Below are 15,732 nucleotides of genomic sequence, written 5' to 3'. Positions count from 1 at the left end.
AAATATAGATAATGTAAACACGAACTGTGCCTAAATTATTGTGTTTAGCTTTTATTTAATATTTTTTTACTTCTATTTTAAAAGTAGACTTCTTAAAATACTTTGTACGTCGCTATTGTCTTTTTGTTTTATTAAAAAAGGCTCTAGTTCGTGATCGTGTATAATTTGTTCGTTTTTATCTATAAAACCATAACCTAAATAAGCACCATTTTTAACCATTACAAAAGCGTCTTCATAATCATACCTGCCTTTTTCTTTTATAACAATATCTTGGCTGTCGTTAACTATTTGGCAAATGGCATTGGTAACACGCTCATTGTAATCTGAAATGTCTTCATTCCCTTTACAAATACCTTTACATGTTTTTAATATGTAGTGAGAGCATTCGTCTACACCTTCTTGTAAATGACAAAACTTAGGGCACAAGTTAAATTGTTCGCAAACACGTTCTAAAAACAATCGAGCGTCTCTTAAACTATAAAATGTAATTATTGGGTTTGGTGTTGCTTTACTATTATTAATAGCAATATGCATAACATCGTTTCTATCTTGGTAGCTAAAGAGCGAAAAACCTTTAGGCGCACGTTTAGAGACTTTATTATATTCAGGAAAATGATGTTTAATTGCCGCATCTTCCATTAGTAAAGCAATAAGTTCGCTACCAGATAACTCAAAATCGATATCTGCAGTTTCCCTAACCATATCTAAAGCTTTTTGGGTTTTACTGTGGAAATGACTAAGCACTCTCTTTTTTATATCTTTAGATTTACCAACATAAATAATTTCACCTTTCTTATTTTTTAGTTTATAAATGCCTGTAGCATTTGGTAAGGCATTAAAAGTTTCTTTAGGTAGATTAGGAGGTAAGGTGGCTTCTTTACTTTTCTTATTTAAAAATTCAGAAAAAACAGCTTCTGCATTTTCTTGAGATTGTAATATTTTAAAAAGAATAACCGTAGCTTCTGCATCACCTCTTGCTCTATGTCGTCCGTTTATATTTATGTCTAAATCTTTACAAAGTTTTCCTAAACTATAACTTTTATGTCCAGGTAATAATTTTCTACTTAAGCGAATAGTACAGAGTTTTTTTCTTGTAAAGTCTATATTTATAGCTTTAAACTCGTTTCTAATTACGTTATAATCGAAATTTACATTGTGAGCTACAAAAGTAGTACCTTCAGTAATATCTATAACCTGTTGTGCAACTTCGTGAAATTCTGGAGCATCTTTTACAGTATTATTATCTATTCCTGTTAATGCGGTAATGTGGTCTGGTATGTAACAGTTTGGGTTAACTAACGAAGTAAATTCGTCTACAATAGCATCGCCATCGTATTTAAACACCGAAATTTCGGTAATTCTGTTAGTTCTTCCTGAGGTTTCAACGTCTATTATAGTGTATTGCAATGCGTTATTTTTAAACTGAAAATTAGTAGTTGTTATTGTAGTTTATTCGATGTTGTTTCATCTACTTTCTTCCACATGTGTTCTGATGTTAGGTAGAAGCTACCCACAAAATCGAAATTACATTCGTTTGGTGAGATTATAGATAGAAACGGTTGTCCTTTTTTGTCTTTGTATAAATGATAAACCTCTCCAAGATCTGGCTGAAAACTAAACTTAGCATTATATACCAAGTTATTGTATTCCAGTTCTTCAATCATTTTATCGTATTCGGCTTTAAGCTCTAAATATTTAGCTTTAAGTTGTTTATTGGCTTTGTTAACGTTTTTGTTTTTCCAAGTAATATTTTCTGTTACTTTAATAGCGGGAGCTCCAACATTTGTACCATAAGGTTTTAAAGCAGCATCGTATTGCTGTTTTTCTTTATTAAATACAACGTTATCTGGTTTTTTTGCGTCAGGCATTTTTTTCTTTTTTTAGCTCTGTAAAGATAACAGTTTAAAATTTTGGAATGAAATATATTAAGAGTTGCTAATTTTCTTCATTTTAAGATCAGATTTGTCTTCAGGTGATATTTATCATCTTTTAACCATGTATTTCAATATAAATTTGCTTTAAAATAGTTTATAAAAATGAATACTTCTTTAATAGCAAAATACAACGTAGCAGGACCAAGGTATACTAGTTACCCAACAGTTCCTTATTGGGATAATGATTCGTTTTCCTTAAAATTATGGAAAGCATCTCTTAAAAAAAGCTTTGACGAAAGTAACGATACCGATGGCGTAAGCTTATACATTCACCTTCCTTTTTGCGAGAGTATGTGTACTTTTTGTGGTTGCCATAAACGCATAACAAAAAACCATGGAGTAGAAGTGCCATACATAGAATCTTTAATCGAAGAATTTAGACTTTATAGAAGTTTTCTTGGCAAGACGCCTAACGTTAAAGAATTGCATATTGGTGGAGGAACGCCAACTTTTTTTAAACCTGAAAACATAAAAACATTATTAAACGCATTAAACTCAATTGGGAAATTTAGTGAAGATTGCGAGTTAAGTTTCGAAGGACACCCGAATAACACAACCGAAGCACATTTAAAAATGTTTGCAGACTATAATTTTAAACGTGTAAGTTATGGTGTTCAAGATTATAATTTAAAAGTACAAAAAGCAATAAATAGAATTCAACCTTTCGAGAATGTAAAGCAAGTTACAGAAGCTTCAAGAGCAGAAGGTTTTACATCTGTAGGACATGATATTATTTTTGGTTTACCGTTTCAAACGGTTGAAGATGTTGAGAATACCATTAATAAAACAATTACCCTAAAACCAGAACGTATCGCATTTTACAGTTATGCACATGTGCCATGGATTAAAGGAAACGGACAACGTGGTTATAACGATCAAGATTTGCCTACTGCAACTCAAAAACGTTTACAATACGAAAAAGGTAAAGAAATGTTACTTGAAGCTGGTTATTTTGAAATAGGTATGGATCACTTTTCTTTACCAACAGATTCTCTTTACAAAGCGCACGAAAACCAAAAACTACATCGTAATTTTATGGGCTATACTGTAACCAATACTAAAGTAATGATTGGTTTAGGCGCATCTGCAATTAGCGATAGTTGGTATGGTTTTGCACAAAACGATAAAGGCATCGAAAGTTACAAAGCGCTGGTTAACCAAGGTATAATTCCTGTTTTTAGAGGACATATTTTAAATGAAGAAGATTTAATAATACGTAAACACATACTTAACTTAATGTGTAAGTTCGAAACCTCTTGGAAAACCGAAGCATTAATGTTTAACGAGCTTCCAGATGTGCTTATTAAATTAAAGGAACTAGAAAGCGATGGTTTAATAGAAATCGATTCTAAAACAATACGTGTTACAGAAAAAGGGAGACCATTTGTTAGAAACGTTTGCTTACCATTCGATAGACGTTTGCAACGAAACAAACCAGAAACACAAGTATTTTCTATGACTATTTAAAATAGAATAGAAGAGAAGAGTTAAATAAAAAAGGAAAGCCATAATAGCTTTCCTTTTTTTGTTTAAAATGTTTTAGTGATAAATATACTGTAGCTGTTTTAGTAATTGTAAAATTACTAAAGCTCAGTGGAAGTCTCATCGTTAGAGGTGTCGCTTTTCTTTTTACCGCTTCTAGCCATATTGTAGACAATAAGAGATAATACTAGGCATACAAGAAGAAAAAAGCCAATAAAAACAGCTCCCATTGTCCAATTAACTATAAGTATTATTAAACTTTCCATTAGTGTTATATTTTAAATTATTAATTTTTTAGTGACAATTATATTGAGAATTTACCTGCTCTACAGTAACCATATTAGAAGGCGATAAATAAGGAATCCCTAAGCCTAAACCTCTTACAATAAACAGTAAACCAACAATAACTACAAAGGCTGGAATCAGTTTTAAAACGCGTTGTTTTACGGTTTTAGTAAGAAAATTACCAAGGTAAATTGCAGTAGTCATAAGTGGTACAGTTCCTAAACCAAATAAGGCCATGTACATACTACCTTCCCAATAACTTCCGGTTGCTAAAGCACCAAAAATGGCCATGTAAACAAGTCCGCAAGGCAATAAACCATTAAGATACCCAATAGTAAAAAATGTACTGGGTTTCTTCTTTTTTAAATTGGCTCCCATTTTACTTTTCACTTTACCAACAAGCTTATAAATAGGTTTAGAAAAGTTATACCTATTAAATAATTTGGTAGGTATTAATATGGTAATAATCATTAACGCACCAATACCAATAGAGAGTTGTTGTTGTAAACCAAATAAATTTAAGCTTTTACCAACAGCACCAAAAATAAGACCTAAGATGCTATACGTTAAAATACGACCAGCATGATAGCTTAATAATTGTAGAATACGTTTGGTTTTGTTTTCACGATCTAAAGGCAATAAAAAGGCAATAGGTCCACACATGCCAACACAGTGGAAACTTCCTAATAAGCCAAATATAATTGCCGAAATTAACATTAATACGTTATCTGTTCTTTATATAAATATGGTGTACCTTCGTACATAAAATCGATAGTAATGTTCCAACGACCGCCTAACATCTTATTGTCAGGTATGAGCAAATGTGAAGAAGTTAGATTTAACTCTAGGTTAAAATCCAACGTTTCATTAGACGGTCTGTATAGGAACACTTTTCCTTTTATTTTAGATAGTTCAAGCTCCTTTGGAAACACCAATAGCCAACCATTATCTGTTCTTTTACTTACAAATCTCTCTGTTAAATTGTTTGTATTCGTTTCGGCATCAATTTCATCTTGATACAGCATTTCTTTAGCATAATAATCCTCAGTAACTAAATCATGACTAAAAGATTCTGTAGTACTCATTAGATATACAAAATAGAGTATAAAGCTCATAAAAGCAGCCATAACAACAACCAAACTATTTCCCCAATTCCATTTCATAACTCTTTTATTTTATAATATTTTGGCGTGACCACAAGGGTCAGGCTGTACGTTTCAATTCCTCGCTCGTGCCTCGCTGTGGGATTTCCACTGCCATCCTTCACGCGGGCATTTTTACTAGAGTAAGGACCTCATCATTATATTTGTTTACTTATAACTTCTTGGTCCTAAAAAGGCTGTTGTAGTAGTTTCAATTAATTGGTCTCCACTATAAATACCAATTTCAACTCTATCTTTATCACCTTTTAATGCACTAGCATTTAATTCTATAAAAAGTGTGCCTTCAGCAAGACCTTGTCCATCAACTTTAAAACCGTCGTGAGAAACCAAATTAACAGTTCCTTTGTGCGATAATAGTTTAAAAGAAATGTCTTCAATATCGTTTACCGTTTTGTTTACTAATTTAAAAGTGTAAACATTACTAATAATATTATCGGCTTTGTGTTCGTATAATTGTCCTGGTAATCTTAAAATAGTTGCCTCAACATCATTACGTAAAAAAAGCATTCCAATAAGTACAGCAATTAATATTCCTAAAACAGCAGTATAACCTTTTAAACGTGGTGTAAATTTGAATTTTTCTTCTTTTTCAATTTCATCTTCACTGGTGTATCTAATAAGCCCTTTCTGTAAGTTTACGCTTTCCATCATGTGGTCGCAAGCATCAATACAGGCAGTACAGTTTACACACTCTAATTGCGTTCCATTTCTTATATCAATTCCTGTTGGGCAAACATGTACACATTGAAAACAATCTATACAATCTCCTTTACCAGTAGTTGGTCTGTCTTCATTTTTCTTAAACTTTGCACGACCAGCTTCTTTTTCGCCACGCTTATGGTCGTAAGCAACAATAATAGATTTATTATCAAGTAATACACCTTGTAACCTTCCGTAAGGACAAGCAATAATACATACTTGCTCTCTAAACCAGGCGAAAATAAAATAGAAAACACTAGTAAAAATTAATAAAGAAATTAGTGTACTTATGTTATTTAGTGGCCCTTCAGAGATATAACGGATTAATTGATCGCTACCAATTAAATAGGCTAAAAATACATTGGCTATAATAAAAGAGATGATAAAAAAGATAATCCATTTAAGTACTCTCTTTTTTATTTTCTCGGCATTCCAAGGCATTTTATCTAAACGAATTTGCTTTCCTCTATCGCCATCTATCCAATATTCTATACGTCTAAAAACCATTTCAAGGAAAATAGTTTGCGGACAAATCCACCCACAAAAAATACGTCCGAAGGCAACGGTGAATAGGATGATAAACACCAAACCAATAATCATCATTATTACAAACAAATGAAAATCTTGCGGCCAAAACGGAAATCCGAAAATATTAAAACGACGTTCTAATACATTGAACATTAAAAACTGATTGCCATTAACTTTAATAAATGGAGCAGATAGTAAGAAAGCCAATAAAATATAGCTTACATATTTTCTATAAGTATACCATTTACCATCCGGCTTCTTAGGAAACACCCAAGCACGCTTGCCTTCTTTGTTAAGCGTGCCTATTGTGTCTCTAAAATTTTCTTGACCTTGTTCTGCCATTTCAATATTGTTTTTTGCTTCCGCGAAAGCGAACTATAAACTATTTAATTATAGTATTTTCTACTGCTGTAGAGTCCGAAGTTACTTCTTGTATTGTTTCGGTTGTTTCTGTTGTTTGTTCTGGAGCATTAGGATCGTTCCAAATATCACCTTCAGGCGCTTTAGGCTCGGCAGGTGTTGTACCTTGAAATGATAATACATAACTTGCTACTTGCGCCATTTCTGCTGGTTTAAGATCAGATTTCCAAGAAATCATTCCTTTTCCAGCACGTCCACCTTCAGAAATAGTTCTAAAAACATCTTTAATGCCACCACCTAAAATCCAGTGTTTGTCTGTAAGGTTTGGACCAATACCACCACCACCATCTGCTTTATGACAAGCAATACAGTTATTTGAAAATATTTTTCCACCAGCTTGTAAATCTGCAGCTTCTGTAAGTAATACTACAGAATTTACATCTACTAAATCTTTAGCTGTTTTTTTCCATTCTGCAATTTCAATTTTAGCTTCGGCTACAGCCATTTCATATTCTTCGGCTTGATCATAATCACCAATAATTTCAAAACGTGTCCAATACACAACGGCAAAAACAATTGAGATATAGAATAAGTATTTCCACCATGGTGGTAAATCGTTATCTAATTCTTTAATACCATCGTAATCATGATCTAAGATAATTTCATGTTCTTGTTCAATGGCTTTAGAACCTAAAGATTTTGTGTAGGCGTCTTGTATCCATTTAAATTGATTCTCTTTCCTTAGGGCTTCTTTAGCTAAATAATTGGCTTGTTGCTCTTCGCTTAATGTTTTAAATAAAACATATCTTAAGCCTTCAACACAAATTTCGAAAGCCATAGCAAATAGCATTGCTGTACCTATAATTGCCCAAAATATGGGTTGGGTAAACATTGCCCATTCGTCTCCGGTGTAGACCCATTCCATTAATATTATAGCTAGTATAAAAAAGAATAAGAGTCTTAATAATGATGCTGTACTTCTCATAATTACTCGTTATTGGTATTAATAGTATCGTCTTCTAAAGGAATATTGCTAACCTCTGTAATGTGTGCTTTTTTGGCAGTAAATACCCAAAAGAATAAACCTGCAAAAAAGAGGAAGAATATTAAAAGAGATATAATTGGATATATTTCTACGCCTTCTATTTGTTCTAAATTACCTTTTATAAATTTTAACATGGCTTTAGTTTTTATTTAGGGCAGAGTTGTCTGCATTTTTAATTTTTATATCTGTACCTAAACGTTGTAAGTAAGCTATTACTGCAACAACTTCACGATTACGCATTTCTATAAACGCTTCGCCATTTTCCTTAGCATATTTTTTATCTGCTTCGTATGTTTTAGCAAAATCTGGATCGTTGTATAGATTTTTTTCAATTTTGGTACCTTGCTTATCCATAGCATCTTGAGCATTGGCTATTTCTTCATCGGTATAAGGCACACCTAAAGTTACCATAGCTTCCATTTTAGTTTCAGTTAAACCTTTATCAAGTTCATTTTTAATTAACCATTTGTATGATGGCATAATAGAACCTTCTGATACACTTTGTGGATCGTAGAAATGACTTAAATGCCAGTTGTCACTATATTTTCCACCTATTCGATGTAAATCTGGTCCGGTACGTTTACTTCCCCAAAGGAATGGGTGATCGTAAACATATTCTCCTGCTTTAGAGTATTCTCCATAACGTTCTACCTCGTGTCTAAATGGACGTATCATTTGAGTGTGACACCCAACACAACCTTCTCTTATGTAAATATCTCTACCTTCTAATTCTAAAGCCGTATAAGGTTTTACACTAGAAATTACGGGTATGTAATCGTCTACCAATAGTGATGGTATAATTTGTACTGCTCCACCAATTAATATTGCTATGGTAGCGAAGATGGTAAGTTTTACTGGTCTTCTTTCTAACCAAGTATGGTAACCCTCTTTACTAGTACGTTTTTTAGTTACTTTTTGTAATGGTGCGGATTCTGCTAATTCATCTGTTACTTTGCTACCAGAACGCGCAGTCATGATAACATTAAACACACCAATTAAAGCACCTGTAATAAATAAGGTTCCTCCAATAGCACGCATCCAATACATTGGCATAATTTGAGTTACAGTTTCTAAGAAGTTACCGTAAGTTAATGTGCCATCTGGGTTAAACTGTTGCCACATAGACCATTGTACAAATCCTGCTACGTATAGCGGTAATGCGTATAATATAATACCTAAAGTACCAACCCAAAAGTGAACGTTAGCTAATGCTGTAGACCATAGTTTTGTTTTAAATAACTTAGGCACCATCCAATAGATCATACCAAAAGTTAAGAATCCATTCCATGCTAAAGCACCAACGTGAACGTGTGCAATAATCCAATCTGTAAAATGCGCTACGGCATTAACATTTTTTAATGAAAGCATTGGACCTTCAAAAGTTGCCATACCATAACCTGTAATGGCTACAACCATAAATTTAAGAACAGGATCTGTACGTACTTTATCCCACGCACCACGTAAGGTTAGTAAACCATTTATCATTCCTCCCCAAGAAGGCGCTAATAGCATAATAGAAAAAGCAACACCTAAGTTTTGTGCCCAATCTGGAAGTGCTGTATATAATAAGTGGTGTGGTCCTGCCCAAATGTAAATAAAGATTAAAGACCAAAAGTGAACAATAGATAATCTATAAGAGTAAACTGGTCTGTTTGCTGCTTTAGGAACAAAATAATACATCAATCCTAAAAATGGAGTTGTAAGGAAAAACGCTACCGCATTGTGTCCGTACCACCATTGTACTAAGGCATCTTGAACACCTGCGTAAGCCGAATAACTTTTAAAAGCACTTACAGGTAATTCCATACTGTTTACAATATGAAGTACTGCTACAGTAACAAACGTTCCCAAATAGAACCAAATAGCAACATATAAGTGACGCTGTCTTCTTTTTAAAATTGTACCAATTAAGTTTGCTCCAAAAGCAACCCAAATTAATGCAATAGCAATATCGAAAGGCCACTCTAATTCTGCATACTCTTTAGATGTAGAATACCCTAAAGGTAATGTTATCGCTGCACCAACAATTATGGCTTGCCATCCCCAGAAATTTAGATTACTTAACCAATCTTTCCACATACGTGCTTTTAACAAACGTTGTGAAGAGTAGTAGACACCAGCAAAAATGGCGTTACCAACAAAGGCGAAAATTACCGCATTGGTATGTAATGGACGTAAACGACCAAAACTTAACCATGAGATGCCATCTGTAAGGTTAGGAAATAGAAACATAAAGGCTAATAGTAAGCCTACACTCATTCCTACAATACCCCAAAGTAGTGTAGCGATGATAAATTTGCTGACGATCTTATTATCGTAATAAAATTTTTGTAATTCCATAGTTACTTTAGTTGATCTTTAAATATGATTGGTTTTTTTGTTGTTTTTATGTTTGGTTTCGTGCTTTTACTTTTTATAACTTCATCTTCAAAAAGCATTCGAACAGATGGAGTATAAGTGTCGTCAAACTGTCCGCTTTTAACAGAGAAAATGAAAGCTGCAAAAAAACCGAGCGCAACAATAACGCTTATTGCTAATAACATGTATATAATACTCATACCTACCTGAATTATTTTGTAAAATTACTATTGTTGATTCTTTAAAAAGATGACTTTTATCAGTTTTGAAAAAAATGTTAATTTTTTTAAGAAACTATACTAATACGTACAATCCTAAAATTGAAATTGAGCGTTTAATCTCTGCTATATTATATCCTTTTGGTTGTATGAAATTAGATTTTAATAAGGATTCTATAGACTCATATTTGGTACGTAAATCGTTATACTCTCTAGTTATATAATTGCGCTTTAAGGAGCATCCGTTACATTCTTGACTTAATGTAGCAGCTTCTAATTGCGCTATTTTGTGTGTTAACTGTAATGTTTCTTTTATCATGATACATTGGTTTTATTATTCAGTTGTTTACCAGCAAAATATGTGGCGATAGTTGTAAATACTACAATGCTTATTGAACTTAAAGGCATTAAAATGGCTGCAACAACAGGTTTTAAATGACCTGTGACAGCGAAACCGAGCCCTATTAAATTATAGACTAATGAAAAAATAAAGGCATATTTTATTATGGTAACGCCTTTCCGCGAAAGCGATAAAAAAGAAGTGATGTCTTTAAATTTTGAAGCATCTAAAATACCATCGCAAGCAGGAGAGAAGATGTTTACGTTTTCAGATATAGAAATACCAACATTACTTTGTGCTAAAGCTCCAGCATCGTTAAGTCCATCGCCAACCATTAAAACGGTTTTGCCATTTTGCTGCTGCTGTTTAATATAATTTAGTTTGTCTTCTGGCTTTTGATTAAAAAGTAAAGTGGCATGTTCTGGGAGTATGGTTTTAAGATGTTCTTTTTCACCTTCATTATCACCAGATAAAATAACAATATTAGCAGTCTTACTAAGTGTATTAAATACGTCTTTTACTCCAGTTCTGTATTCATTATAAAACACATAGCAACCTTTGTATTCGTTGTCTTTACTAATGTGAATTGCTGTACGTTGTTGTATTTGGCTATTTTTAATTTTAGCATCTTTTTCTACATAATTAAATGATCCTACTTTAATTTTTTGCTTATTAATTACGCCTGTGATACCTTGACCAACATCTTCTTTAAAATCGTCTAAAGTTTGAATATTATTTTTGTCTAAAATAGCATATAACGCTCTGCTTAATGGATGGTTTGACGCTCTAAGCGTACTTGTTAGTAAAGCTTCTTCTTCTTTAGTAAGTGTAATGCCTTCGTAGCTAATAGTGTTTTTTGTACTTGTAGTAAGTGTTCCTGTTTTATCGAAAACGACAGTGTCTATATGCGACATTTGTTCTATTACACTACTATTTTTTATATACAGTTTGTTACGTCCAAAAATGCGCAGTAAGTTCCCTAAAGTAAAAGGAGCTGCTAATGCAATTGCACAAGGACAAGCAACAATTAATACAGCAGTAAAAACATTTAAAGCAATTGATACATCTATAAACAGCCATACAGTAGTTGCTATTACAGCTATTAGTAAAAGGCTTAATGTAAAACGTCTACTAATACTATCGGTTAACGACTGAAAGCTGCTTTGGTTGTTTTTATTGAAAATCTCGTTAGACCAAAGTTGGGTAAGGTAACTTTGTTCTACCGGTTTTAAAACTTCGACTTCAATAGATCCTGCTTGTTGTCTTCCTCCTGCGAATAAATGTTCTCCAGATTGTTTAGTAATAGGTTCTGCTTCTCCAGTTACAAAGCTATAATCTATTAATGCATTTCCTTTAATTAGAATGGCGTCTACAGGTAACAGTTCTGCATTTCTAATTAATAATCTATCTCCTTTTTTAAGCTCGTAAACTTGTGCTTGTTCTTCGGTTTTAGAAGTCTTGTTTTTTAATAATCGTGTTACTGCTATTGGAAAATAGGATTTGTAATCGCGTTCGAAAGACAGGAAAGCATATGTTTTTTGCTGAAAGAATTTCCCTAGAAGTAAGAAAAAGACCAAACCAGACATACTATCGAAAAAACCAGTACCTAAATCGAATATAATCTCGATTGAAGAGCGAATAAATAATACCGAAATACCTATAGCAATTGGAACATCGATATTTAAAATTTTAGATCGTAAACCTTTATATGCAGAGACAAAATAATCGCGTCCAGAATAAAAAGCAACTGGTAATGCAAAGGCAAACATTAACCATCTAAAAATTGGTTTAAACTTATCTAACCAAAACTCGTTAACCTCAAAATATTCTGGGAACGAAAGAAACATTATGTTACCAAAAGCAAAGCCTGCAACACCTAATTTATAGATAAGACTTCTATCTACTTTAGAACTTTTTTTTGTAGCATCGTCTAAAGAAATATAAGGTTCGTAACCTAATTTTGATAAAAGGATAACTAGATTTTGAAGTGTTAATTCTTCCGAAGAAAAAGTAATTCTAACCGTTTTTTTAGGGAAATTAACTTGAGATGTTTTTACAGCTTGATTTAATTTGTTGAGGTTCTCTAAAACCCAAATACAAGAACTACAATGAATAGTAGGTATTAATAATGAAACTACTTGTGTGCCTTGCTCGTTAAACTCTAAAAGTTGGGCAGTTATTTTTTCGTTTTCTAGAAAATCGAATTTCCCTTCTTGAAAAAATGGAGTAGTACCTGGTGTTTGTTCTAAATCGTAATAATACGACAGATCGTTATCATTTAAAATATCGAATACAGTTTTGCAACCGTTACAACAGAAGAATTTATTGTGATGCTCGATTACAGTTGTCCTGCACTCGTCGCCACAATGGAAACAATTTTCCATAATTATTTTATTTGCTCATTATACCTGTTGCAAAGGTGTTAAAAAGCTACGCTTAAAAACATGACTTTTATCATGTTTACAGCGGTTTTTTAAGTTGAAAACATAAGGTATGATGGCAATGATTTTGTTATCTTTAACTCTCAAAACTGAAACAGAATGCATAACCGTTGTGAAAACTGTATAATACGAGAATTAAACTCTCTTAAAGCTCTAAAGAAGGATGAGTTGAAGAGAATTTCGGATAGTAAAGTCTCTAAAAACATTAAAAAAGGAGAAGTTATCTTTAAAGAAGGAGAGAAGCTAAATGGTGTTTTTTGTGTACGTAGTGGCGTATCGAAACTGTTTAAGATGTGTGATAATGGGAAGGACCAAATAGTAAAAATGTCTGCTCGTGGAGAAGTTTTGGGACAACGCTCTGTGATTACAGATGAAAGGACTAATTTAAGTGCAGTTGCACTTAGCGATATGGAGGTTTGTTACATACCTAAGCAACACCTTCAAGACAGTATAAATAATAATGTAGATTTTACAAAAGCCGTTTTATTAAATATTGCTAATGATTTAAAATTTGCTGATAATGTTATAGTAAATATGGCTCAAAAAAGCGTAAAACAACGTTGTGCTGAGACTATAATACACTTAGAAGATAGTTTTGGAACAGATTGCGATGGTTTTATTGCTGTAACACTTACAAGAGAGGATATTGCTAATGTAGTTGGTACGGCTAAAGAAGCTTGTATAAGAACTTTATCTACTTTTAAAAAAGGAAAATTAATTTCTACAGACGGTAAGCGTATAAAAATAGAAAATAAAAAAGCCCTCTATCGTTTAATAGAAGGCTTCTAAAATATTTAAATAAAGGTTTTATATTTTTACTGTAAGTACAGGAAGTTTAGAGTGGTTTACAATATCCTCGCTTATACTACCAGAGAAAAAATGAGCTAGTCCTTTTCTTCCATGAGTTGGAATACCAATTATATCTGCTTTTATTCTTTTTGCATAATTAAAAACACCTTTTTCTACAGAGTAATCAGAATAGATTGTAACATCTTCTGGTAATATTTTCTCATCTCCATGTAGGTGTATTATAAAATTAGCAATACGTTGCTCTATTTCATTTGTACTTAAATAGTACTCACCAGGAAGATTTACATATAGTAGTTTAACATCAATATCTAATAATTTAAATATAGAAGTTACTCTATTAAACACGTTGATACTTTCTAGTTTATAATCTGATGCAAAAACAGCTTTTGATGCATTAAAGCTACTCCCTTCTTTAATAACTAAAACAGGAACTGCACTTGTTCTAACAACTTTTTCTGTATTAGAACCAACAAAAACTTCGCTTAAACCGCTACTACCATGAGATCCCATTACAATAAGATCTGCATTGTGTTCTTTTGCAACATCATCAATTTCGCTAAAAACTTTATAGTTTTTTACGGTTTGGTGTATAGTAATACCTTCTAAGTAATCTTTGTCTAAAAACTCAACAAAACGTTTTTGAGTCAGTTTTAAAAAAAACATTCCTTCCATAGAATCTTCTTCTTTTGTAATTACTGCATCGCTAAGACCAAGCATATGTACAGCTACTATTTCTGCATTTTGTTTTTTAGCAATTTCTGATGCAACTTTTAAAGCATTTTCTGAATATTCTGAGAAATCTACAGGAACAAGTATTTTTTTCATTGTTTTAGTGTTTTAAATTAATTTTTAGTCAAAGTTAAGATAAGAGTTAATTGCTTAAGATGATAAAAGTCATCCTTTAATATTTTTTTTAAATATATGTTTACAATTTAAAATTAGCATTAAATGAAAGCCATAGTTATATCAAAAGAATCGAAAAATGATTCTTCTATTAAAAATTGTCTAGCGAATACTAAAGGGATTTCTAATCTAGTTGTAGATAAAATTAACCATAAGTTTATTTTCGAATTTTCTACACATAATGTAATAGAGGGTGTTCGAGAAAAATTGATTTCTTTAGGGTTTGACTTTGAGTTTGTTTTTTAAATCTTTTTTGTTATGCCAGTTTAAGAGGAAAAAAAATCTTTGGCAATGATTAAATATTTAGAAAACGTTTATTACTAATATTTAAATTATTAATTTTTGTTTCTCTTGCTCAAGCACTTTTATTGCTTCTTCGTACCCAATATTAAAAATAGTATCTATATTTTTTATGCTAAATAAACCATATTCTTTAAGTTTTGTTGGGTATACTACCAAATCGCATAGATTAAATTTGGACATGGATTGATTGTTAAAACTAATATCGTAAGCACGATTTAAAACTTGATAAGAGTGCTTTAAATCTTTAGTTGTAACATCTTGTATAGGATTAACATATACTCCTATAATTTTAGAACACTCATTTTGTAACGGTTCTACAGGAAAGTTATTTAATATACCACCATCTACATATGTGTCATTTTCTATTAAAACTGGAGAAAAAATGCCAGGTACTGCGGCGGATGCTAGAATAGTTTTTATAAGTGTACCTGTATTAAATGTTTTTAATTCTGTAGTTATTAAATTGGTTGCAGTAATATATAATTTAAGCTTTAATGTCTCAAAATTGTCTTCAGTAAAATAAGGTGTTAATTCTTTATGGAATTTAGAAGTATCAATAAATCCTGGTTTATTACTTGCATATTTTTTATAATTAAAGAGAGGAACATTTTTAAAAAATTGTAGAATTTCTTGCCATGAATGTCCCGCAGCATATAAGCCGCCTACAATAGCACCTGCACTTGTTCCAGAAATATGAGAAACAGTAATGTTATGTTCTTCTAGTGCTTTTAATACACCTATATGCGCAACACCTCTAATGCCACCGCCAGATAAAACTAATCCTATATTCATTTTTTTTAATTTAAAAATACGCATTACAGACCACAATAATATTATCTAAAAATAATAATGGTGATATTGTT

The 15,732-nt window shown here is 32.1% G+C and carries 17 protein-coding genes; 3 read left to right on the top strand and 14 right to left on the bottom strand.

Annotated elements, in window-relative coordinates:
- Positions 1–72 precede the first annotated feature (72 nt).
- Together Q0935_RS02620 and Q0935_RS02615 are read right to left on the bottom strand one after the other, a co-directional pair.
- Entirely contained in the window at positions 73–1,407 is a 1,335-nt protein-coding gene (locus Q0935_RS02620; RefSeq protein WP_299382108.1) for an exonuclease domain-containing protein, read from the bottom strand.
- A 32-nt stretch (positions 1,408–1,439) separates the two neighbouring features.
- Positions 1,440–1,868 (bottom strand): DUF2452 domain-containing protein, encoded by a 429-nt coding sequence (locus Q0935_RS02615; protein ID WP_299382106.1) that lies wholly within the window; start codon positions 1,866–1,868, stop codon positions 1,440–1,442.
- A 168-nt stretch (positions 1,869–2,036) separates the two neighbouring features.
- On the opposite strand from Q0935_RS02615, the gene hemN reads away from it, so the two are divergent.
- Positions 2,037–3,401: an oxygen-independent coproporphyrinogen III oxidase gene (gene hemN, locus Q0935_RS02610; protein WP_299382104.1), complete on the top strand. Its 1,365-nt coding sequence runs from the start codon at positions 2,037–2,039 to the stop codon at positions 3,399–3,401.
- Positions 3,402–3,517: 116 nt separating this feature from the next.
- Here the strand turns inward: hemN and Q0935_RS02605 are convergent, their stop codons facing one another.
- From Q0935_RS02605 to Q0935_RS02560, 10 genes are all read right to left on the bottom strand, one after another.
- Complete coding sequence (locus tag Q0935_RS02605; protein WP_299247202.1) at positions 3,518–3,682, bottom strand: hypothetical protein; 165 nt, start codon at positions 3,680–3,682, stop codon at positions 3,518–3,520.
- Positions 3,683–3,710: 28 nt separating this feature from the next.
- The gene (locus Q0935_RS02600; protein ID WP_299247204.1) at positions 3,711–4,418 is read right to left on the bottom strand and encodes a sulfite exporter TauE/SafE family protein; all 708 of its coding nucleotides are present in this window, start codon (positions 4,416–4,418) and stop codon (positions 3,711–3,713) included.
- Positions 4,418–4,864, bottom strand: a complete 447-nt coding sequence (locus tag Q0935_RS02595; RefSeq protein ID WP_299382102.1) for a FixH family protein — start codon at positions 4,862–4,864, stop codon at positions 4,418–4,420. The genes Q0935_RS02600 and Q0935_RS02595 overlap by 1 nt, the downstream gene beginning before the upstream one ends.
- 147 nt (positions 4,865–5,011) lie before the next feature.
- The gene (gene ccoG / locus Q0935_RS02590) at positions 5,012–6,433 is read right to left on the bottom strand and encodes a cytochrome c oxidase accessory protein CcoG (protein ID WP_299382100.1); all 1,422 of its coding nucleotides are present in this window, start codon (positions 6,431–6,433) and stop codon (positions 5,012–5,014) included.
- A gap of 40 nt (positions 6,434–6,473) precedes the next feature.
- Positions 6,474–7,436: a cbb3-type cytochrome c oxidase N-terminal domain-containing protein gene (locus tag Q0935_RS02585; RefSeq protein WP_299382099.1), complete on the bottom strand. Its 963-nt coding sequence runs from the start codon at positions 7,434–7,436 to the stop codon at positions 6,474–6,476.
- Between the two features lie 2 nt (positions 7,437–7,438).
- On the bottom strand, positions 7,439–7,630 hold the full coding sequence (locus Q0935_RS02580) for a CcoQ/FixQ family Cbb3-type cytochrome c oxidase assembly chaperone (RefSeq protein WP_055436867.1): 192 nt from the start codon (positions 7,628–7,630) through the stop codon (positions 7,439–7,441).
- A 4-nt stretch (positions 7,631–7,634) separates the two neighbouring features.
- Positions 7,635–9,836 carry a cytochrome-c oxidase, cbb3-type subunit I gene (gene ccoN, locus Q0935_RS02575; protein ID WP_299382097.1) on the bottom strand — a complete coding sequence of 734 codons (2,202 nt, stop codon included), beginning with the start codon at positions 9,834–9,836 and terminating at the stop codon, positions 7,635–7,637.
- 2 nt (positions 9,837–9,838) lie between these two features.
- A complete protein-coding gene (ccoS, locus tag Q0935_RS02570; RefSeq protein ID WP_299247214.1) occupies positions 9,839–10,054 on the bottom strand; it encodes a cbb3-type cytochrome oxidase assembly protein CcoS in 216 nt (71 codons plus the stop codon).
- Positions 10,055–10,148: 94 nt separating this feature from the next.
- Positions 10,149–10,391 carry a hypothetical protein gene (locus Q0935_RS02565; RefSeq protein WP_299382095.1) on the bottom strand — a complete coding sequence of 81 codons (243 nt, stop codon included), beginning with the start codon at positions 10,389–10,391 and terminating at the stop codon, positions 10,149–10,151.
- Entirely contained in the window at positions 10,388–12,796 is a 2,409-nt protein-coding gene (locus Q0935_RS02560) for a heavy metal translocating P-type ATPase metal-binding domain-containing protein (protein ID WP_299382093.1), read from the bottom strand. Before Q0935_RS02560 ends, Q0935_RS02565 begins: the two co-directional genes overlap by 4 nt.
- A gap of 156 nt (positions 12,797–12,952) precedes the next feature.
- Here Q0935_RS02560 and Q0935_RS02555 point away from each other — a divergent pair, with 156 nt between their 5' ends.
- Positions 12,953–13,642, top strand: coding sequence for a Crp/Fnr family transcriptional regulator (locus Q0935_RS02555; protein WP_299382091.1), 690 nt, complete (start codon positions 12,953–12,955; stop codon positions 13,640–13,642).
- Positions 13,643–13,660: 18 nt separating this feature from the next.
- On the opposite strand, the gene Q0935_RS02550 is transcribed toward Q0935_RS02555, so the two are convergent.
- On the bottom strand, positions 13,661–14,488 hold the full coding sequence (locus tag Q0935_RS02550; RefSeq protein ID WP_299382089.1) for a universal stress protein: 828 nt from the start codon (positions 14,486–14,488) through the stop codon (positions 13,661–13,663).
- Positions 14,489–14,611: 123 nt separating this feature from the next.
- On the opposite strand from Q0935_RS02550, the gene Q0935_RS02545 reads away from it, so the two are divergent.
- Positions 14,612–14,812, top strand: coding sequence for a hypothetical protein (locus tag Q0935_RS02545; RefSeq protein ID WP_299382087.1), 201 nt, complete (start codon positions 14,612–14,614; stop codon positions 14,810–14,812).
- An 81-nt stretch (positions 14,813–14,893) separates the two neighbouring features.
- On the opposite strand, the gene Q0935_RS02540 is transcribed toward Q0935_RS02545, so the two are convergent.
- On the bottom strand, positions 14,894–15,661 hold the full coding sequence (locus tag Q0935_RS02540; RefSeq protein ID WP_299247224.1) for a patatin-like phospholipase family protein: 768 nt from the start codon (positions 15,659–15,661) through the stop codon (positions 14,894–14,896).
- Between the last annotated feature and the right edge of the window lie 71 nt (positions 15,662–15,732).

This window comes from uncultured Lacinutrix sp. (assembly GCF_947500605.1).
In the GTDB taxonomy this organism is placed as follows: Bacteria; Bacteroidota; Bacteroidia; order Flavobacteriales; family Flavobacteriaceae; genus Lacinutrix.
The sequence above is the reverse complement of the archived record's forward strand: the minus strand, read 5'-3'. Positions and strand labels throughout refer to the sequence as shown.

Excerpts from the sequence above, each read along its gene's own strand:
- Q0935_RS02615 (WP_299382106.1), bottom strand. The coding sequence starts at position 1,868 with ATGCCTGACGCAAAAAAACCAGATAACGTTGTATTTAATAAAGAAAAA.
- hemN (WP_299382104.1), top strand. The coding sequence starts at position 2,037 with ATGAATACTTCTTTAATAGCAAAATACAACGTAGCAGGACCAAGGTAT.
- Q0935_RS02605 (WP_299247202.1), bottom strand. The coding sequence starts at position 3,682 with ATGGAAAGTTTAATAATACTTATAGTTAATTGGACAATGGGAGCTGTT.
- Q0935_RS02600 (WP_299247204.1), bottom strand. The coding sequence starts at position 4,418 with ATGTTAATTTCGGCAATTATATTTGGCTTATTAGGAAGTTTCCACTGT.
- Q0935_RS02595 (WP_299382102.1), bottom strand. The coding sequence starts at position 4,864 with ATGAAATGGAATTGGGGAAATAGTTTGGTTGTTGTTATGGCTGCTTTT.
- ccoG (WP_299382100.1), bottom strand. The coding sequence starts at position 6,433 with ATGGCAGAACAAGGTCAAGAAAATTTTAGAGACACAATAGGCACGCTT.
- Q0935_RS02585 (WP_299382099.1), bottom strand. The coding sequence starts at position 7,436 with ATGAGAAGTACAGCATCATTATTAAGACTCTTATTCTTTTTTATACTA.
- Q0935_RS02580 (WP_055436867.1), bottom strand. The coding sequence starts at position 7,630 with ATGTTAAAATTTATAAAAGGTAATTTAGAACAAATAGAAGGCGTAGAA.
- ccoN (WP_299382097.1), bottom strand. The coding sequence starts at position 9,836 with ATGGAATTACAAAAATTTTATTACGATAATAAGATCGTCAGCAAATTT.
- ccoS (WP_299247214.1), bottom strand. The coding sequence starts at position 10,054 with ATGAGTATTATATACATGTTATTAGCAATAAGCGTTATTGTTGCGCTC.
- Q0935_RS02565 (WP_299382095.1), bottom strand. The coding sequence starts at position 10,391 with ATGATAAAAGAAACATTACAGTTAACACACAAAATAGCGCAATTAGAA.
- Q0935_RS02560 (WP_299382093.1), bottom strand. The coding sequence starts at position 12,796 with ATGGAAAATTGTTTCCATTGTGGCGACGAGTGCAGGACAACTGTAATC.
- Q0935_RS02555 (WP_299382091.1), top strand. The coding sequence starts at position 12,953 with ATGCATAACCGTTGTGAAAACTGTATAATACGAGAATTAAACTCTCTT.
- Q0935_RS02550 (WP_299382089.1), bottom strand. The coding sequence starts at position 14,488 with ATGAAAAAAATACTTGTTCCTGTAGATTTCTCAGAATATTCAGAAAAT.
- Q0935_RS02545 (WP_299382087.1), top strand. The coding sequence starts at position 14,612 with ATGAAAGCCATAGTTATATCAAAAGAATCGAAAAATGATTCTTCTATT.
- Q0935_RS02540 (WP_299247224.1), bottom strand. The coding sequence starts at position 15,661 with ATGAATATAGGATTAGTTTTATCTGGCGGTGGCATTAGAGGTGTTGCG.